The sequence below is a fragment of the Cupriavidus gilardii genome (genome assembly GCF_013347325.1).
In the GTDB taxonomy this organism is placed as follows: Bacteria; Pseudomonadota; Gammaproteobacteria; order Burkholderiales; family Burkholderiaceae; genus Cupriavidus; species Cupriavidus gilardii.
In genome coordinates this window covers 2,052,822-2,072,232 of the sequence record NZ_CP054626.1, presented here as the reverse complement: position 1 = coordinate 2,072,232, position 19,411 = coordinate 2,052,822, and the positions used below count along the sequence as shown (strand labels likewise).

The 19,411-nt window shown below is 69.1% G+C and carries 13 protein-coding genes, 1 tRNA gene and 1 pseudogene; 2 read left to right on the top strand and 13 right to left on the bottom strand.

Annotated elements, in window-relative coordinates:
* Positions 1–515: 515 nt before the first annotated feature.
* The 3 genes from FOB47_RS19550 to FOB47_RS19540 form a co-directional block, all read right to left on the bottom strand.
* Positions 516–606: transfer RNA gene (locus tag FOB47_RS19550), tRNA-Ser, on the bottom strand.
* A 91-nt stretch (positions 607–697) separates the two neighbouring features.
* On the bottom strand, positions 698–1,045 hold the full coding sequence (locus FOB47_RS19545) for a hypothetical protein (RefSeq protein WP_174781883.1): 348 nt from the start codon (positions 1,043–1,045) through the stop codon (positions 698–700).
* A gap of 208 nt (positions 1,046–1,253) precedes the next feature.
* Positions 1,254–1,655, bottom strand: a complete 402-nt coding sequence (locus FOB47_RS19540) for a VOC family protein (RefSeq protein WP_174781882.1) — start codon at positions 1,653–1,655, stop codon at positions 1,254–1,256.
* A gap of 418 nt (positions 1,656–2,073) precedes the next feature.
* Here FOB47_RS19540 and FOB47_RS19535 point away from each other — a divergent pair, with 418 nt between their 5' ends.
* Positions 2,074–2,745 (top strand): copper resistance protein CopQ, encoded by a 672-nt coding sequence (locus FOB47_RS19535; protein WP_174781881.1) that lies wholly within the window; start codon positions 2,074–2,076, stop codon positions 2,743–2,745.
* A gap of 47 nt (positions 2,746–2,792) precedes the next feature.
* Positions 2,793–3,410: pseudogene (locus FOB47_RS19530) on the top strand (TetR/AcrR family transcriptional regulator); the annotation flags it as partial.
* Positions 3,411–3,525: 115 nt separating this feature from the next.
* Here the strand turns inward: FOB47_RS19530 and FOB47_RS19525 are convergent.
* The 10 genes from FOB47_RS19525 to FOB47_RS19480 all read right to left on the bottom strand — a co-directional run bounded on the left by FOB47_RS19525 (position 3,526) and on the right by FOB47_RS19480 (position 19,349).
* Positions 3,526–3,795 carry a hypothetical protein gene (locus tag FOB47_RS19525; RefSeq protein ID WP_174781879.1) on the bottom strand — a complete coding sequence of 90 codons (270 nt, stop codon included), beginning with the start codon at positions 3,793–3,795 and terminating at the stop codon, positions 3,526–3,528.
* A complete protein-coding gene (gene bcsG, locus FOB47_RS19520; protein WP_174781878.1) occupies positions 3,792–5,393 on the bottom strand; it encodes a cellulose biosynthesis protein BcsG in 1,602 nt (533 codons plus the stop codon). Before bcsG ends, FOB47_RS19525 begins: the two co-directional genes overlap by 4 nt.
* A 54-nt stretch (positions 5,394–5,447) precedes the next feature.
* Positions 5,448–8,015, bottom strand: coding sequence for a UDP-forming cellulose synthase catalytic subunit (gene bcsA / locus FOB47_RS19515; RefSeq protein ID WP_174781877.1), 2,568 nt, complete (start codon positions 8,013–8,015; stop codon positions 5,448–5,450).
* Positions 8,012–8,866, bottom strand: a complete 855-nt coding sequence (gene bcsQ / locus FOB47_RS19510; protein WP_174781876.1) for a cellulose biosynthesis protein BcsQ — start codon at positions 8,864–8,866, stop codon at positions 8,012–8,014. Before bcsQ ends, bcsA begins: the two co-directional genes overlap by 4 nt.
* The gene (locus FOB47_RS19505) at positions 8,863–9,066 is read right to left on the bottom strand and encodes a hypothetical protein (RefSeq protein WP_174781875.1); all 204 of its coding nucleotides are present in this window, start codon (positions 9,064–9,066) and stop codon (positions 8,863–8,865) included. The genes bcsQ and FOB47_RS19505 overlap by 4 nt, the downstream gene beginning before the upstream one ends.
* 7 nt (positions 9,067–9,073) lie before the next feature.
* Entirely contained in the window at positions 9,074–10,942 is a 1,869-nt protein-coding gene (gene bcsE, locus FOB47_RS19500; RefSeq protein ID WP_174781874.1) for a cellulose biosynthesis protein BcsE, read from the bottom strand.
* 16 nt (positions 10,943–10,958) lie between these two features.
* Positions 10,959–14,789 carry a cellulose synthase subunit BcsC-related outer membrane protein gene (locus FOB47_RS19495; RefSeq protein WP_174781873.1) on the bottom strand — a complete coding sequence of 1,277 codons (3,831 nt, stop codon included), beginning with the start codon at positions 14,787–14,789 and terminating at the stop codon, positions 10,959–10,961.
* Positions 14,771–15,964, bottom strand: a complete 1,194-nt coding sequence (gene bcsZ, locus FOB47_RS19490; protein ID WP_244959340.1) for a cellulose synthase complex periplasmic endoglucanase BcsZ — start codon at positions 15,962–15,964, stop codon at positions 14,771–14,773. The genes FOB47_RS19495 and bcsZ overlap by 19 nt, the downstream gene beginning before the upstream one ends.
* 46 nt (positions 15,965–16,010) lie before the next feature.
* Positions 16,011–18,305, bottom strand: a complete 2,295-nt coding sequence (gene bcsB, locus FOB47_RS19485) for a cellulose biosynthesis cyclic di-GMP-binding regulatory protein BcsB (RefSeq protein WP_244959339.1) — start codon at positions 18,303–18,305, stop codon at positions 16,011–16,013.
* A 660-nt stretch (positions 18,306–18,965) separates the two neighbouring features.
* On the bottom strand, positions 18,966–19,349 hold the full coding sequence (locus FOB47_RS19480) for a hypothetical protein (RefSeq protein WP_053822121.1): 384 nt from the start codon (positions 19,347–19,349) through the stop codon (positions 18,966–18,968).
* Between the last annotated feature and the right edge of the window lie 62 nt (positions 19,350–19,411).

Sequence of the window (19,411 nt, the reverse complement as noted above, 5' to 3'; positions counted from 1 at the left end):
CTGTGCCCCGCCCAGTCCAGTCTAGGTTGTTGACCCACTGCGACGGCTTCACGCCGCTGAATGTCGCGATTTTGGTCGTGGCAAACACGGTAGCTTAGAACGGCTGCGCGACATCAGGCGCGACCTCATTGGTGACTTCATGGCCGTCCCAAACATGGAAGCCGTTTTGGCGGAGCCGTTGCAGGCCTTTGCGGGCTGAAGCAATGCGCTCTGCTGACTCGTGCGCTAAGCGGCTTCGTTCCCGGCAAGCAGTTCGGTAGTCACTGCTGAGCTTTTTCCCTGAACTCTCACTTGCCGATGATGTGGTGCATATCGTTAGGGACGCCACGGCGGAAGAGGTACCCGGTACCGGTCCGGTTCTTGAACATGAACTGAGGCATACGGTCGTCTGCGGCCGTATCCCCTTGCTGCCTGTGGCCTTGTACCTGTTTTTGTACCGTCTTTTGCACCATACGAAAGACAAAACCCCTTGAGACACCGACGTATTCTGGCGATTCAAGGGGTTACAGGCAACTTGGCGGAGAGAGGGGGATTCGAACCCCCGATGGGCTATTAACCCATACACGCTTTCCAGGCGTGCGACTTAAACCACTCATCCATCTCTCCGGAAGCCCGCGATTATAACAGAGTCCCTTCCAGAAGCCACAGTTTCGTGAGGTCGAGCGTGAGCATCAGCCATCGTCGCAGAGGGGCGCCGTTACGCCGCTTTCCGCCGGGGCTTTGGCGCTGTCTCACGTTGTTCCTCTCGCAGTTGATCGCGCTGCTCGCTCACCTCGATGAGGATCCGTTTCATCTCCGACGTGGCGAACCGAGTCAGCGCTTCGCGCATCAGCGGCTGGTATCCCATCTTGCGGAATCGGGAGATCGCCTGGTATTGCTCTACGAGGTCCGTGGGCAGCCGAATGGAGATGGCCTGCATCTCGAGCGACTGATCTACGGAATCCCGCAAGTCTCTGGGCGCGACGGCTACGTAGTGTTCGTCTTCGCCCAGCGTACCGGAATGCCATGCCTCTCCTGTGCCTGGAATCTTGGGCGCTCGACTCATGCCTTCTCTTGGCCGTCAATGCTCGGGACCTGGTGGCCGGAATGTATATACAAAAATTTAGTTCTAAGGGAGTGCTGTATGCGGTACAAGCATCGATGCGCGAGCGTACGGCCTTGCATTGAGGCCCGAGCGATTGATTGGTGTAGCCGGCGCCACCGAACCGCGCATCGTGCGTATATACGTGACGCTCGTCCACTCACCATAAGTGTCACCAACTGACCACCACCGCCTCCACCGACCGCTGGTGCGGCCCGTGGTAGACCGCCTCCACATTGTTCCCGTCCGGGTCCAGCAAGAATGCCGCGTAGTACCCGGGATGATAGTCCCGCTCGCCAGGGCCGCCGTTGTCGCGGCCGTCGGCGGCGAGGCCGGCCTTGTAGAAGGCCTCGACCGTGTCGCGGTCCTTGGCCTGGAAGGCGAAGTGGGCATGGGTGATCTGGCCGGGCGTGCCTTCGTCGACCCACAGCTCGTCGGCGTAGAAATAGCCATCGCCGTCGGTGATGGCGATGCCAAGCACGCCCAGCACCGCGCCGTAGAAGCGGCGGGAGGCCGCGAGGTCGCGGACTTTCAGGTGGAGGTGGTCGATCAGGCGGCCGCGTTGGATCTGCATGGAAGTCTCCTCATGAAGGCAGGAATGCGCGGTCCGATCGGAGGCCGCTTCGGCCTCGATGCGCTCGCTCGATACAACTTGAGGCGACTCGGAGTGACCGCGTTAAGTGCATTTTCCGGCGCCCCGCAAAGGGCGGTTCAGTATCGAAGCATTATGGGCGCCAGCGACCCTGACGGAAGCGATCGAAAAAACTCCTTGACTATCTACCTAGTAGTAGATAAAGTAGACCACATGGACGCGACGCCGCACCGAAGAAGAAGTGAAGCGGCACTCAAGTCCACGCAACAACCCCGGGAATCCGGGTTTTTTTCGAGTCAGGTTATCTATCTACTGGTAGATGTGGTTCGTAGATTCGACAGCCGGATTCCACATTGACCGATTCGATCCGCCAGGCGCGGATCCCCGAAAGGAGCTGATCATGACCAACCGTACCTTCGCCAAGTCCCTGTTGACCGCCGCCACCCTTGCCGCCGCTTTCGTCGCCGGTACGGCTCAGGCTGCCACCGTTCCCGCCGACAAGTACGGCTACGAATTCCGCGCCGGCGAGCGCAGCACTTATGTCGACGGTGCACGCAGCGGCGACCGCAGTGCCTTCGTTGACGGCGCCCGCAGCGGTGACCGCAACACCTTTGTCGACGGCGCCCGCAGCGGCAAGGCCGATCCCTACACCGACGGCGCGCGCATCGTCGCCGGCCTGGATCGCACCGGCGTGTCGGCCAGCCCCGCCCGCAGCGTCGACCAGTACACCGACGGCGCCCGCAGCGTCGATCAGTTCACCGACGGCGCCCGCAGCGGCAAGTTCGATCCGTACACCGATGGGGCACGTGTGCTCGCCGGCCTGGACCGCACCGGCGTGTCGGCCAGCCCTGCCCGCAGCGTCGATCAGTTCACCGACGGCGCGCGCAGCGGCAAGTTCGACCCGTACACGGACGGCGCTCGCATCGTCGCCGGCCTGGATCGCACCGGCGTCTCGGCCGAGCCGTCGCGCAGCCCGTACACCGACGGCGCCCGCCAGGGCCGCTTCGATGTCTTCACCGAAGGCGCGCGTCAGGGTCAGTTCGACGTCTTCACCGAAGGTGCCAACGTTTGAAGGGCAATACCGCAACGGCCGCTCGTGGTAGCGGGGGAGGGCATGTCATGAAAGACGCTTCGACTTCCCGCTCCGCCGGCCGGGCTCATCCGGCCGGCGCGAGTTCGACGGTGCGCGATCGGCTGCTCGAACATACGTTCGACCTGATCCGCAAGCGGGGCTTCAACGGCTTCAGCTATCGCGATCTGGCCGAGCGTGTCGGCGTCAAGACGTCGAGCATCCACTACTACTTCCCGACCAAGGAAGACCTGGCGCTCGAAGCGGTGAACGCCTACAGCGAGCGTGCCGCGCGCTATCTGGCCGACATCGATCCGACGCTGCCGCCGCTGCAGCAGGCCGAACGCTATCTGGCATCGTGGCGGCGCGAATGTGGCGGGCAGCAGGTATGCCTGGCGGGCATGCTGTCGACAGAGGCGCTGTGCCTGCCCCCGGTGGTGCATCGCGCGCTGCAGGAGTTTCATCGGATCAACGAAAGCTGGCTGACGGCGCTGCTGGATCGCGCACGCGAGCAGAACGGGGCCGATGCGCAACCGGCAATCAGCTCGGCGGCGCTGGCGCAGGTGTTGTTCGCCGCGCTGCAGAACAGCCTGGTGTCCGTGCGATTGTTCAATCAGGCCGAGCGCCTCGAGCCGGCGGCGAATCTGCTGCTGGCAGCGGTGGCAGGGTCCAATGCCGCGGCGTTGGTCTCGGCGGCTTCCGTCGAAACCGGGGCGGACAACGAGCCGAACAACGACCCGGATATCGAGCCGAACAGCGAGCCGAACAACGAGCCGCAGGCCCTCAACGCGGCGTCGGCCTGAGCGCCGGCGCATCGACGAAGGCGTGATCTTCCGGCTCGCCGTCTTCCCCATAGCCCAGCCATCCCGCCAGCCGAGGCCAGCGCGTCGCGGCGGCGCGGGCCGCCTGGGCTTCCTGCTCGTCGACATAGCGTTGCGCGGCAAAGCCCGGCACCTTCATCGCCAGCGCCTCGATATCGTTGTTGGGCCGCGGCGTGTGCCGCGCCCGCAGGCCGCGCCGCGGTCCGCCGCGCTTGCGCTCGCCATCCGTCATTTGCCGTCCACCCATACGCCGTCGGGCGTGCGTACCACGTAGCCGGTTCCGCGCTTCATCATCACGGTCGCCTCGTTCTCGCCGACCATCCGCGTCTGCGGCAGGTCCGCCGCATACTGCGACGGCGCGGGCGCGCCTTGCCGGAACGGACTGTCCGCAACCAGATTCGACAACAGCTGCGACAGCGCCAGATAGCTGCTCGGCGCGTGGATCGTCACCGGGCCGGTGGCGGCCTTGTCGTTGCCGCCTGCATCGGCACCCTGCAACCCGATCAGCTTGACCCCCACCGGCACATGGACGATCCGCGGCGTGGGAATCTCCCGCATGCCGGCGATCTGGTTGGCATCGCCACGCAGCGCCGCGCCGTGCTCGGGCACGAACACCACCACCGCCTTGCGGCCAGACCGCGCGATCATCGCGATCAGCTTGTCGATATCGTCGAGCAGCCGCGTCAGCCGCAGCGGATACGACTGGATGCTGGTCAGCTTCGAATCCGGCAGGCGGTTGCCGTCGTGCAGCGTGACCGTGTTGTAGTACAGCGCCTGTGGTCCGCCGTTCTGCGCGAGCCGCGCCTTGTACCACTTCTCCAGTACCGCGAAGTCGCCGAGGATCGGCGAATTGTCGAAGGCCCGCATTGCCGGCGGCACGCCGTCGACCGGCACATGGGTGACGTTCGGAATGCCGATTTCCTTGTCGACGAAGCCACGGAAATTGTCGAAGCGGCCATCGTGGTTCATCAGCACGCGCGTATCGAAGCCGGCCTGCGCCAGCGCCTCGAACAGATGGCATTGCCCCTGCGCCGGGGAGTACAGCGCCTGGTGCGGCTGCTGGCCGCACGCCGCGCGCAGCAGCCGGATCGCGGCCGGACCGCTGTAGCTCGCCGCCGAGCTGAACTCGGTGAACAGATAGTCGAAGCGCGACAGCAGCGGGTGATTGCGCGCCTTGGCGACATCGAGATCGTCCCAGGACAGCGAACAGACGTGCAGCACGATGATGTCGAACTGACTGTCGGGCGAGGCGCCGAGCGGCGTGAACGCGACCTGGCGCGTGGCCTCCTGCGCGCGGAAGGCGTTCAGCTGCGCCTCGTTGTCGCCCACTTCGGCCGGGCTGTCGATCCGCATGGTCGGGGCCGGCCGTTGCGCGACCCGCGCCGCGCCGGTGCCGGTTGCCGCCGTCCCGGTCGGCACCGTGCCGGTGCCTTGCCACAGCGGCACCACGATCAGCGCGAGCAGCACGAAGGTGGTGACGCGGACCCAGCGGTTGATTACCAGATAGGCCAGCGTGACGACGATCGCGCCCAGCACCAGGTTCGGACTGACGAAGCGCTGCAGCAGCTCGAGCAGATAGGCAGGCGTAAAGGCGCTGAGGTTCGAGAACTGCGACATCACGCGCGCGAACGGCGGCAGGTTCGATTCGTGGTACAGCAGCGCCACGCCGACCACCACCGCCAGCACCTGGCGCAGCACGCGCAGGCCGCGGTGTTCGAGCGGCAGCACCAGCCACAGCGCGAACAGCAGGTTGAGCAGCCAGCGCGGCTGCACCTGTCCGATCGCGAACAGGTACAGCTTGGCGGCGAAGTAGAGGTTCCAGAGTCCCATATGGATCGCAGGATGTGCAGTTCGTGCGTGTGGTCTGTCGAGGCGGCCGCCGGCTCATGACTGGCGGGTTCGCCGCCGTGCCAGCGCGGCCTCGAGCATGTCGAGCGCGGCGTCGTACAGCCGCAGGAAGCCCTGATATCCCATCTCGATGACCTCCTTGAGCCCGCGCAGCGGCGCATCGCGCGGCTGGTCGTCGAGCCAGTCGATCCACGCGTCGGCACGGCCGAAGGTGCACTGGATCAGCTGGGTCTCGGCTTCCGGGCTCAGGTCCTGCATCCGCACGCCGAGGTGGCGGTTGACGTTGCGCGCCACCGTGGCGGCGAAGTGATATTCGCGCGCGCCCCGCGACAGGCAGACGCCGACGCGGTCGCCCTCGTTCAGTGCCACGTCGATCGGCAGCAGCAGCCCCAGGCCGCCGAGCGAATAGTTCTCGGTCTTGCAGGCCAGCGTGGTGCCATCCGGCAGCAGCAGCGTGGCCGGCACGCGCATCGGAATCCGGTGCGACACGCGCACCTGGCGCGCTTCCTTGGCGACGCCGATCGCGGCGCCCAGCATCAGCAGGTTGACGCTGGCCCAGACCATGTTCATCACCACCGTGCCCGGTTCGGTGGTCGTGCCCATCAGCAGCCGGCCCACGCCCATGCCGAGGCCGATCACGTTCAGTGCGAGCAGCAGCAGATAGGGCTTGGAGATCGTCCAGTCCAGATAGTCGTCCTCGATCCGCCCGCCCTTGGCCGTCACGTTGAACTTGCCCAGCCGCGGATTGATGAAGGCCATCGTGGTCGGCAGCACGATGTACCACGCGAGCACCGACTCGTAGACCTCGGCCCAGAACGAGTGGCGATACTTGCCCTGGATGCGCGAGTTCGTGATGTTGGCGATCACCAGATAGGGCAGCACGTAGGCCGCGATCATCGCCGCGGAAGTGTTGATCACGTGCATGCCGAACACCAGATAGGCGAGCGGCATCGTCAGGAAGATCAGCCGCGGGATGCCGTAGAAGAAATGCAGCATCGCGTTCGAATAGCACAGCCGCTGGAACAGCTTGAGCCCCTTGCCGAGCAGCGGGTTGTCGATGCGGAAGATCTGCGCCATGCCGCGCGCCCAGCGGATGCGCTGGCCGATATGGCTGGCCAGGCTTTCGGTGGCCAGGCCCGCCGCCTGCACCGTGCGCAGGTACGCCGTGTTGTAGCCGCGTCGGTGCAGCTTGAGCGCCGTGTGCGCGTCCTCGGTCACCGTCTCGACCGCGATGCCGCCGATCTCGGCCAGCGGCGCGCGCTTGATCACCGCGCACGAGCCGCAGAAGAACGCCGCGTTCCACAGGTCGTTGCCGTCCTGGATCAGCCCGTAGAACAGGCTGCCCTCGTTGGGCACGCGGCGGAAGGTATCGAAGTTGCGCTCGAACGGATCGGGCGAGAAGAAGTGGTGGGGCGTCTGTACCATCGCGCAGCGCGGATCGGCGATGAACTCGCCCATCGTCATCTGCAGGAAGGAGCGCGTCGGAATGTGGTCGCAATCGAAGATCGCGATGTAGTCCCCCTGCGTGACAGACAGCGCATGGTTGATGTTGCCGGCCTTGGCGTGGCGATTGTCACCGCGGGTCAGATAGTGAATTCCGGCCTGCTCGGCGAAGGCCTGCATCTGCGGCCGGCGGCCGTCGTCGAGCAGGTAGATGTTCAGCTTGCCGCTGGGCCAGTCGAGGCTGCGCGCGGCGTAGACGGTCGGCTGCACCACCGACAGCGGCTCGTTGTAGGTCGGGATATAGACGTCGACCGTCGGCCATTGCGCGGGGTCGGCCGGCATCGGCTTGGGCCGGCGCGACAGCGGCCAGGCAGTCTGCACATAGCCGAGGATCAGCACCAGCCAGGTGTAGGCCTCGGCGGCGAACAGCAGATAGCCGATGGTGACCTCGATCGGCGTGGCCAGGTCCAGCGTCTCGGTGGCGCGCCACCAGATATAGCGCAGCGTCATCAGCAGCGACAGCGCCATCATCGTCAGCGTGGGGAAGCGCCCCGGAATCTTGCGCAGCACCATTACCGCGATCCAGACCAGCGCGAACACCCTCAGCTGTCCGCCCAGCGGCAGCGGCGTGGTGCACAACACCAGTCCGGTCAGCGCGGCCAGTACCAGCAGCGTGGGCGCGAGGCCGCGCACCCGATGCACCAGCGCGGCCACATGTGCGAGGCCGCTGCTGGCGCGCATCCAGTCGACGCGCGGCAGCCGCGCCGCCAGCCGGCGCCGCTTGCGCGCGACGTAGCGGTAGGCCGGCTCGAGCCGGTGATCGAGCCAGCGGCGCAGCGCCGATTGCGGCGGCGGCTGTTCCGGCAGGCTGCGCCGGCGCGTCGGCGCTGCCAGTCGCCGGCGCGGGCGGGGCGGCCGTACGAAGAGCCGCCATACGCGGCGCGGCAGGCTGTGCCGCGGATCGATGCCGAGACGCTCGGCGCCGCGGCGCGACAGCCAGGCGGCGAACTCGGCCGGCCAGTCGCGCTTGCCGGGCCGCGCCGGGCGGAAGAACAGGCGCACCAGCCAGTCGCCGCGCGCCGGCTGCTCGCCAAGGTCCAGGCCTTGCGCCAGCGCGGCACGCAGCCGCAAGGTCAGGTCGAGCAGCACGCCGAGAATCATCGATGCGCCTCCGCATCGGCCGCGGCCGAGCCGAGCGATGCCGCGACCCACTGCGACAGCCAGGCCGCGATGCCCTGCAGATCGTGCGCGGCCTGCGAATGCGGCATCGCGCGGCAGAAATTCTCGCCGCGCGCGAGCGCTTCGGGCAGGCCGTGATCCAGGTGCACCTGATAGGGCAGCAGCCGCTCGCGCAGCCGGGTGCGCAGCAGCGCCAGCACATCGCCATGCAGCTGGCGCGCCGGCTGGACCCGCGTTGCGACCACGCGATAGGGCAGGGCGATCCGTTCCAGCGCGTGCTGCAGGCGCGGGAGCGTGGCGCACACTTCGGGCTCGGGCGGCGCCAGCACCAGTGCCAGATCGGCGGCCGCGAGCGCCTGCGCGGCATGCGGGGCCGGCCAGGCCGGCGTATCGACCAGCACGATGCCGTCGTCTGGCAGGTCGACCTGCGCCAGCAGCGTGCGCAGCCAGTGCGGCCGCTCGAGCAGGCATCGCGTGGCGGCGGCCTCGGGATTGGCGTCGGCATTGGCATCGGCGTCGGCATTGACGCCACCGTCATTGCGATCGGCGCCGCCATGCACACCATCGGCCTGACCCCACGGCAGCAGCAGCACGTCGTCGTCGCTGCGCAGCGCCGCTGTGGCCCAGTCGCTCGCCGAGGGCCGCAAGGTGGCGTCGACCAGCCCACGGGCGACCGGTTCGCGCAGGCCGAAATGCAGGCCCAGCAGATTGCGCGGATCGCATTCCAGCGCCAGCACGGCATGCCCGCGTCCGGCCAGCAGCGAGGCCAGCGCGGCGGTCACCGTGCTGCGGCCCGCGCCGCCGACCGGCGCGACGATGGCGATCGTCTTCATCGCGTGCCGTCCTTCGGCGCCTGCCACCGCTTGCCGCGGATCACGATGCCTTCGAGTTGAGGCGGCAGCCGCACCGCGCGGCGCTGGCGCGGCTGGAACCAGCGCGGCAGCGCACGCATCAGGTCCAGCTTCCAGATCAGCCAGGCGACCGGAGCGGCCAGTATCAGGCCCCAGACGAAATATCCGATAAAGACACGCATGGCGAGGCTATTCCCTGGCTTTGAGCGGCACCGCGGCCGGTGTCGGCACGGTGCGGGGTTTGGCATGCGAGGCGGCGTGGGCCGATGCGGACGGCCGCAGTGCATCGAGCGGGGACAGCAGCGGCAGCGCGGGCGCGGCGCGTTCGGCCGACGAGGTACCGGCCGCGGCGCGCGGGGTCTCCCTCACCGGCATCGTCGACACTGGTGCGCCGTCGCCGGGCGTCGCGTTCGCCTGTTCCCTTGCCTGCAGCCAGCCGCTGTAGTCGGGCAGTGCCCGCTCCTGCGCCTGCTGCGCGAATGCGTTCAGCGCGGCCTCGATGGTCGGCGCATCGCCGCAGCGCAGCTCGCCCGAGAACAGCGCCTCCAGCGGCCGCTGGAACACGCGCCGGCAGACTGCGTCGGCGTCGTCGAGCCGGCAGGCGAAGAAGAACACATAGATGCTGTCGGCGTCCGCGCTGCAGATGTCGCCGGTGCGGTTCATCCGGCAGGCGCGCAGCGCGTCGATATGCGCGACTTCCGGCAGCAGCGTGAGGCGCAGCAGCACATGCGGCAGCCGGATCGTGCGCCCCTGTTCGACGGCGCCGCGCACCGTGTCGATGAAACCGGCCGGCGGCACATAGCCGATCGCCGAGCCGGTCAGCACCGCCGAAAGCGCGGTGCGGTAGTCCGCCGGCAGCGGGCGCGAGAACACCTGTCCCTGCACGCTTTCGAGCATCGCCTGGACGCGCGCGAACGGCGTACGGCGAGCGATCACCAGGTTCGCGCCGAGATTGAGCAGCAGCAGCTCGTAGTGCTGCCGCATCGCCTCCTGGTCCTCGCGCACGACGATCTTCAGCGCGCTGCCGCGCGTGCGCCGCAGCCGGTGCACCTGTTCGGCCAGCGTCTCGAAGGCGCGGTTGCCGTGGTAGTGCAGCAGCACGGTCGCCGCCACCGCGCCGCTGGCGCTCGCCACCGCGGCCTCGTTGCTGTCGACCAGCTGCCAGGACTCGGGCACCCAGCGCTCGTGCGCGACCGCATCGCGGCAGACGATCACGCGGTGTTCGTCCGGCGCCAGCAGGCCGGCCGCCGCCGCATCGCCGCCTTCGCCTTCCACGCGGGCGCCGCTGACCATCAGCCGATGCTCGTCGGCCGCGAAGCGCAGCGGCAGCGAACGGCTGGCGAGCACCGCCTCGCGCTCGCGCCAGAACGCCACCTCCCAGGTGTATTGGCCCTGCACCTGCGCCAGATGCGCGGCACCGGCAAAGCGCGCGTGCAGGCTGCCGAGATCGGCGGGCCGCCGGGTATCGTCGATGTCGTCGGTCGGCGGGGCCAGCACCAGCAGCAGCGACAGCCGTTCGCGCTGGCACCATGCGGCCAGCCTGGCGCCTTCGCGCGACAGGCGGGCGCCGTCGTTCCATGAAAAGCAGGCCTCGGCGCCCTCGACCATCATCACGCTGTGGCGGGCCGCGCATTGGTCGGCCAATGCCTGCAATGCATCGATCAGCGTGTCGATGCCGGCGCCGCGCCCGCTTGCGCGCAGCCCGCACAGATTGGCGCGATGATGCAGCGCGCCGGCGACGTCGATATCGAGCCCGTGCTCGCGCAGAGCCTGGGCAATGCCGTCGGCGGGACGGGCGGACAGCACCGTGGCGGGTCCGCGCAGCGCAGTGGCGGCGGTTTGCCAGAACAGCGCATCGCGCGCCGGCGACGGCGCGGCGTAGACGATATGCACATGGCCCGGCGCCAGCGCCGCGAGTTCGGCGGGCAGGCCGTCGATCGCCAGCGCGGGCCGCGCCTGCAGCCGCGCGAACAGCGCCGAGCGCGGCGGCGCGGGCGCGGTCGATGCAGCCGAGTCCGGGGTCAGGGAAGTGGCGGCGGGCCTCGTCGATGGGCTCATCGTTCGTCGATCCGATCTAGTACGAGGAATACGGCCGCACCGGCTCGGGCGGGAAGGGCACCGGTCCGCGTTGCGGTTCGAAGTGATAGCGCAGGTAGGCGATCGCGCGATTGGGCGCGTAATCGCGCGAGCGGTCGATCTGCAGCGCCATGCCGGCGACCCACTTCGGCGCGAAGCGGTATTCGACCGCGGCCAGCGCGGTATAGCTGAAGCCGCCGCCATTGCCGCCGCCGAACGTCCGGTTGCCTGACAGCGCCTGCAGGTCCGGCCGCGTCGGATAGAAGGGCATGTCCTTCTCGTAGGTATCCGACCAGCCGGCCGAGCCGCCCAGCCGCCACGACCAGGCGCCGCGCCGCCCGGTCCATTCGAGCGGTACCGACAGCGACAGATAGCGCTGCGGGCTGTAGTAGCCGCCGTGGCCGAACGTGTAGTAGCGCAGGTTTTCCTGATAGCGCCAGTAGTTGACCACCAGGCCGCTGGTCACGCGCTGGTGGCGCGCCTGCAGCAGCGGCCAGTCGAAGCCGGCGCGCACCGTGAATTCGCGGTTGGTGCGGACGTTATGCCCGGTCAGCACGCCGGCGCCGACGGTGGCGAACACGCTGCCGCGGCCGACGTCGTGCGAATAGCCGAGCGTGACGCCGTTGCGCACCACGCCGCCCCAGCGTTCGCCGCTGGCCGGATCGATCGCGCCGGCGTAGGAGATCAGGCTGCTGGTGACCGCGCGGCGCGACACGTCGATGGTGGCCGCGGCGCGGTTCAGTTCGGCGCGATAGCGCAGGCCGCCGACCACGGACTGCTGCAGGAAGCCGAGCGGCGTCGTGCCGAGGTCGGCGCGCCAGCTGTCGTAGGCGCCGTTGTATGCATAGCCCGCGGCCAGCGCCACGCCCTTGTCGCTTTGTCCGCGCGGTGCGATGCCGGCGCTGCCGCGCGCGGCGATCTGGCCAAACTCTTCGGCACTGCTGGCGTCCATGCGCAGCGTGCCGGCATCGAGCAGCACGGTGTCGGCGTGGAAGAACGCGTGGCCGGTGTAGCCATGTGGAATCCGCACGTACAGAGGGATTTCGGTCGCGCTCAGCTCGGAAATGCCGCTGTCGCCCGACTTGCGCGAGAACAGCGTGGCGGTGGCGACCTGTCCGTCGCGGCGCGCATCGAGGTCCTGCAGCGCGCGCTGCGCGGCGGTGCCGCCGGCCGCGGGGGCCGCGCCGTCGGCCTGCTCGAGCATGCGGGCTTGCCGGTACAGCGAGGCCGCGTCGTCGAAGCGGCCGCCGGACTGCGCGATCCGTCCCTGCTGCACGACGATATCCGCGCGCTGCGGATAGCGCTGGCGCAGGGGTTCGACCACCGCGGCCGCTTCGCTTTCGCGGCGCAGCGCGGTCAGACGGCGCGCCGCCGACAGTCGCGTATCGATATCGTCCTCGGCCGTGCCGGCCAGCACCTCGCGCACGATGCGCAGCGCTTCGTCATTGCGTCCGCCGCGTTCGGCCAGCCGCGCCAGCGTCAGGCGCGCGTCGGCATCGTCCGGGTTGCGCGCCAGCACCGTGCGCGCGGCAGCGGCGGCGCCGTCGAGATCGCCCTGGCGCTCGCGCACGTCGGCGAGCGCCAGCGACCAGCGCGGGTCCTGTTGTTGCTCGGCCGGTACCGCCGCCAGCACGCGCAGCGCCCCGGCAGCATCGTCGTCATCGAGACGGCGGTCGGCATCGCGCAGCGCGAGCCGCAGCGCCTGGTCGCCGAGCGCGGCGCGCTGCGCGGGCTCGAACGCGCCGCGTTGGCCGCGGCTTTGCATGTCGCGATCCCGCAGGTCGTCGAGCCAGGCACGCAGCGCCTCGTCGCGCCCGGCGGCGGCGAGCAGTTCGCCGTAGCGCAGCCGCACGCCGATCGCCGGATCGTCGGGATGGGCGGCCAGCCACTGCTGCACCAGCCCGAGCCCATAGTCGGACTCGCCAAGGGCGATCGCTTCGCGGCCCACGGTGGCGAGCATCTGCGGATCCGCCCGCGTCGCCTGCGCGGCCTGCCGCAGCAGCGCACGGGCCTCCTCGGGCCGGCCGGCGGCCAGCGCCAGGCGGCCCTGTCGCAGCAACTGCTGCGCGCGCAGATTGCCGCCGAGCTCGCGCATGCCTTCGGTGCGCTCCGCTTCGGGAATCTGCGCGAGCAGCGCGGCCGCGGCATCCGGGTCGTCGACGGAATTCAGGTACAACGCGCTCGCATGCCGCATGTCGGCGTTCGGCGCGAGGCGCAGGCCCTGGTCCATGGTCTCGCGGCCCAGGGCCGGCAGCCCGAGATCGCGATAGGCCCGTGCCAGCGTGTAGCGTGTCCACGGTGCGTCGGGGGTCAGCCGCAGCGCTTCCTCGAGTCGGGCGATGGCCGGGCTCGCGCGGCGCTCGGCCAGCAGCTGGTCGGCCTGCCGCGTCAGCAGCTCGGCGCGCAGTTGGCGCAGCGTCTGCGCATTCGCCGGCGATGTCTGCAGGCGCGCCTCGGTGGCGGCCAGCAGCGGATCGATCTCGGCCCCGCGGCCGTTGTTCTGCAGCAGCGTCACCAGCCGGCGCAGCGCGCCGGGGTCGGGCGTGCGGCCGGCGAGCTGCTGGCGCAGCAGCGTCTCGGCCTCGGCCTCGCGCTGCTGGGCAACGAGCGCGTCGGCGAGGATCACCAGCGCATCGGCGTTGTCCGGTTGGCGCGCCAGCGCCTGTCGGGCCAGTGTCTCGGCTTCGCCGGGCTTGCCCTGCGTGCCGGCCAGCCGCGCACGGGCGATCGTGCCCCAGAAGGTGGCGGTGTCCAGCAGGCTGCGCCACTTGTTGCGCTGCTCGGGATCGAGCTGCAGCGCGCGGGAAAACAGCGCGCGCGCCTCGTCGTGACGGCCCTCGCGCAGCCGCACCAGCCCGAGGCCACCGACCACCTCGGCATCGTTGCCGCGTGTGCGCATCGCCTGCTCGAAGGCGGCCTGCGCTTCGGCGAGATTGCCGCGCTCGAGTTGGCGCAGTCCGCGCTGGCGCGCCTGGTAGGCGGGATCGGCCAGCATGCGCCGATGCGCCTCGCGCCTGGCCTCCAGTTCGGCCAGCGTCTGCCGCGCGATGTCGTCGTCGGGCACTTCCTGCAGATAGCGCTCGAACCAGACCGCGTAGGCGGGATCGTCGCTGACGCGATACAGCGTGCGGCGCCAGATATCGAGCGCGGTCTTGCGGTCGGCGTCGGTGCGCTGGCTCAGCCGGTACAGCAGGCCGAGGCCTTCGGCCCGCGTGGCGGGACGATCGGTCAGCAGGTCGCCCAGCACCAGCGCGAGGCGCGCATCGTCGGGCCGCTGCGCCAATTGCCGGCGCAGTTCCGCGATCGCGCGCGGACGGCCCGCGTCGGTGCCGGCCAGGATGCGGTAGTAGTCGATTCCCAGCTCGCCCTGCGGCGGCCCGTCGGGAAACAGCTTCTGCAGGCGTTCGAGCGCTTCCTTCTCGTTGCCGCCGCGCGCGAGCATGCGCACCGTCGCCATTTCGCGCTTGTCCTGCGTGGCGATGCGGTAAGTGTCCTCGAGCTCGCGGGTGGCCGGGTGTTTCGGATGGTGCTGGCGCAGACGCTGCAGGATCCGTTGGGCTTCGGCGGGGCGGTTCGAACGCAATTCGATCTGCGCCAGCAACAGCAGCGCATCGGGCTGCTGCGGCTCGATCGTCAGGATCTTGTCGAGCGCGTTGCGCGCCAGATCGGCGCGATTCTTGGCTTCCCACATGCGCGCCGACGACAGCAGGCGCGCCAGTTCAGCGTTGATGGAAGGGGCGACGGCGGGCGCAGCGGCGGTCTGCGCGGTGGCCGGCAGCGCGGGAACGAGCAGCACCGCGGCGGCGGAGATCAGCGGCGAGCGGGACATGTCGCGGTCCAGGCCGGCGTCAGCGCGCCATCGGCTTCGAAACGGTACAGGCCATCGAGATGGCCGAGCGCGAACAGCGCCAGCACCTGGCTGTAGTAGCCCAGCGGCTGCTCGGCGGCCAGCTTGCGCATCCGCTCGACCTGGCGCTGCGCCGCGCCGGTCTCGCCGAGCGCTGCCAGATACGGCGCCACGGCGGCGGAAAAACCGGCATTGCCGGAATTCGGCCCGACGGTGCCGGAGCGGGTATCGACGCGTTCGGGCGGGTGTCCCTGTGCGATGGTGTAGTCCGCCATCGGCCGATAGGTCTTCAGCAGCGGCGCGCGCAACGGGTCCTGCGGCGATAGCATGCCCGCCCACAGATAGACGCGGATCGCGTTGTAGGCGCCTTCCGCCTGCGTCTGCTGGTCCGGACGGAAGCCCGGCTTGGCGCCGCCGTGATACTCGACCCAGTCCGGCGAAAAGCCGCGCGGCGCGGTATCGAGCAGCAGCCGGGCGGAGCTCGACAGCAGCTGGATCCATTCGGGCTGTTGCGGCCACAGCGCGGCGAAGCGGCGCATCAGCTGCGGCGGCACATAGCTCGGATTGAGCCGCCACATCGTCGGCGAAGGATGAAAGCCCATTGGCCCCGGCAGCAGCGTGCGGCCCAGCCCCGGCAGCAGCGCGGTTTCCTGCCGCACCACCTGGCGCGCGATCACGGTGCCGAGCGCCGTGTAGCGGCGCTCCTGCCAGAGGCGGCCGGCCTCGAGCAGCGCGTAGGCGATCCACAAATCGGCGTCGGACGCGGGGTTGCCGTCGAGCACGCCCCAGCGTTCCGGCTTGCCCTCGGCGGCCTCGCGCTTGCCCCAGATCCACGCCGGCAGGCGCGAAGCGAGGTCGCCCTCGGCCAGGTTGTTCTCGGTCCAGGCCAGCAGCCGCTCGAACGTTGGCCGGTCGTTGGCGACCAGCGCGAAGAACAGCGCGTAGGCCTGGCCCTCGGACACCGTGGTCTGTTGCGGCGTGCTGGCGTCGATCACGCGGCCGTCGGCGCTGACCGTGTCGCGCTTGAAGCTGTCCCAGGCGGGCCAGGGGCAGGAGGCCGCGGCACAGCCGAGCGACGCTGTCAGCAGCGCCGCGCCGAGCAGCGCGCGCGAAGCCGCCGCGAGCCGGCGGAGGTTGCCGCGCAGGCACGCAGCCATCGCGAACCTCGGCATCGCGAACCTCGCCATCGCGAACCTCGCCATCTCAGCCTCCGTTGCGCCGTGCCGCCAGCCGGGACAGCGCCCAGAACGCGCTCAGCGCCACCGCGAGGCCGGCCAGGATGCCGGCGATGCCGAGGAAGACCGGGTGCGAGGACACTCGCACCCAGACCCGCGCATACCACGGAAAATCGCCGACGAAATAGCGCTCGCCGAGCCGCAGGCCTTCGACTTCCTTCGCACGCACCACGGTCAGGTCGCCGCGGATCTGCGCGATCTTGGTTGGATCGTCGAGGGCGTCGAGCACATCGCCGAGCCGGTCGGCCTCGGTCGCGGTCACCGCGACCACGCTGTGCCGTTCGCGAAAAGGCGATTCGAAGCCGACCAGCGCGGCCAGCGGACCGTCGGCCGACAGGATTGCGCGCCCGGCCGGCGTCATCGCCTCGGGTTCGCTGTCGCTGAGCCAGTTCGACCATGCGCTGGCGCGCTGGTCGCGCAGCGCCATCTCGGTCTTGCCGCGCGCGATCATCAGCGGCAGCGACTTGCCCCAGCGCGCCAGCAGCTCGCCCGCGCTGCCGTTGCCGACGATCAGCAGATTGCGCTGGCCGACCGCTTCGACGTCCTTCGCGGGCACCACCGACACGCGCAGCGCCGGCAGTCCGGTCCAGCGGCCCATATGGCCGAGCAGCGTCAGCAGGGCCTCCTGGTCGATCGCACGCGGGGCGTCGGGCAGCACCACCGCGGTATCGGCCAGATCGGCCAGCCGCGTGAACGGATAGCCGCTGTTGGCGAAGAAGGCGAGGTTCGGCATTGCGGCGTAGTGCGCGAAGCCGCTGAAGTCGATGCTCGAGTCGGGGTCGATCGCTGCGCGCGCGACCTTGGCCGGCGTCGAGGCGCACAGGCCGGTCTTCTGCGAATCCAGGTGAAAGCGGAACTGCATCTGGTTGTCGCTGCCGACGCGGAAGGCCGGCACGCGGATCTCGTTGGAGACAACCGCGTCGCTGCCCGACAGCAGCGGCACACTGACCAGATTCTCGTCGTCGCTGCCCGACAGCGGCCGCAGCCGATACGAGCGCACCAGCTGCTCGTTGATATCGACGTTCAGCACCGAGTCGTTGTACGTCGACGGTGCCGTATAGCGGTATTTGAGGTTCAGCGGCACGCTGCGCTGGTTCCACCCGTACAGGTCGGCCGGCACGCGCAGGTTGACGCGGATCGCCTGCGGATCGTTGCCCGACACCTGCAGCTGCTGCGGATCGGTGACCAGCTCGCGGAACAGCACCGGACGATCGACCGGCGCCCAGTTCGGCGCGTCATACGGCGCGCGCGGCGGCCCCAGGTCGACGGTCTGGATCGACGCCTGGCGGCCCGCCATCGCGGCCTTGCCGAGCACCAGCGCATTGGCGGCGGTCGTCAGTTCCTCGGCATTGCGGCCGGCGATGACCAGCAGCTTGTGGTCGGGACTGTTCGGATTGGGCATCACCGTGACCGTCGGGCCGGCGATTTCGCGCAGCCCCAGCGCGGCCGCGGCGGGGCCGGGCAGCGTCAGCATGATCGCGTGCTGGCCGGCCGGCGCGCTGCGCGCCACCGGGAAGCGCGCGCCGCGATAGTCCGCCAGCGCACCCAGCCACGATGCCACCACGCCGGCCGCGCGCAGCGTCGCCATGTCGGCGTTCTCCGCCAGTACGAACGGCACCGTGACGCGCCGGTTGTCGCGGCGATCGAAGAAAGGCAGCGGCAGCAGCGCCAGATTGTCCGGCAGCCGCAGCGCGGCGGTGGTCAGCGTCAGCGCGCTGTTGGCGCTGATATCGGTCCACAGCGCCGAATGGGCGGCGTCCTCGCAGTGGTCCACCGTGTAATGGCCGATGAATTCGATCGCCAGGCGATTGAAGTCGGTAAACAGCCGCGGCTCGAGCGCAATGTCGCGCGTGACCTGCTGGCCCGCGCGATTCGCTTCCAGCGGCAGCGTGGCGACGACCTCGTCGTTCAGCTTGATCTTCAGATGCGACAGCGGATAGATCAGCGACGGCGAATAGGTGTAGTGCAGCCGCAGCGTGGCACTGGTGACGACCTCGTCCGCACGGATGCCGACATTGAGCACGCGTTCCGGGTCCAGTCCGCGCAGCGCGATCGGGCCGTAGGCGCCCATCTCGGCGACCGTCAGCGTCTGCCGGCGCGTTGGCGTGCCGGCCGGCGCGGACGCGGCGGCGGGCGCGGCGCCGACGCCGGAGGTGGCCCTGCCCTGGCTGCTCGGACCTTCGACTGCGGAATTGGGGGAGGCGGGTTGGGAGTGGGCCGGCGGCAATGCCATCGCGGCCAGAAGCCATGCCGTGGTCAGCATGGCGCCACGCCGGCGCGGCGTGGCGACAGTCGAATCGATCCTCGTCATCAATGCCAAATAAACGATGAACGCCCGTTGTGCGTCCGTCTGGCCAGGTTCCCCTCGATAGCAGCGGCGGGGGCGGCGCTCTGTGGCAATACGATGCGCCTTGTCCGGCGGAGTCTACACGAATGTCGACGCGGGTCCGCTGTGGCGGGATGGCAAGGGGCAACAAAAACGTCCGCCTTGCGGGCGGACGTTGGATCGTTGCCACATGGGGCGTGGCCGGCGGCGAGATGGTCGACGAGACCGTCACGGAAGCCGCCGGCCATGTCGGGGGATCAGTGCGCGAACAGCCAGATCAGGACCAGCACGAAGGCCGGTACACCCAGCAACCAGGCGAGGATATAAGGCATGGTTTCGCTCCTTGTCGTGAACTCCATGGCTTCACTATAGGGAGCGCGGGCGGGGCCTACTGTCGGGACCGCTCCGCTAGGCTTGTAGGACTGGGCCGACCGGGTGTCCGCGGGGCTGCCGGTATCGCGGACGGGGATCGATGCGCCGCATCAATGCAGGCACGGGCCCATTTCCGCTTGATTTGGGCCCGCTTTCCGCCCGCTTCCCGCCCGCTTCCCGCCCGCTTTTCACCTGTTTTTCCGCATGTTGCCGGCGCGCTTGCGTTCAATCCTCGTCGTCTTCGCTGTCGAGGAAGTCGCGCCGGATCATCCAGTTGCGGATGGCCTCGTCGCAGACCTTCTTCAGCTTCTGGCGGTCCGGCAGCTTGTCGAACAGCTCGAAATTGACCAGCGCCATGCCTGCATCGGTGATGTAGAACAGGCGCGCGGGGTCGTCGTAATGGACGATGCGGCCGTCGATGCCCGACTCGTCGCTCTCGGTCGGCATGTCCTCGAGCTCGACCACGCGGCAGGTGAAGCGCGGGCTGCGGGTATGGGTCAGATACTCGAATTCGTCGTGCATCACTTCGCCCCCCTTGCCGGTGGCGATGGCGAAGCCCCAGATGAAGCGGGGCATCGGCAGATCGGACAGATCGTCTATCTCGTCCATGGTGTTCTCCCTGATTCGATGACCCGCATTATCGCTCGGACACCATGGCCGCGCCCACCCTC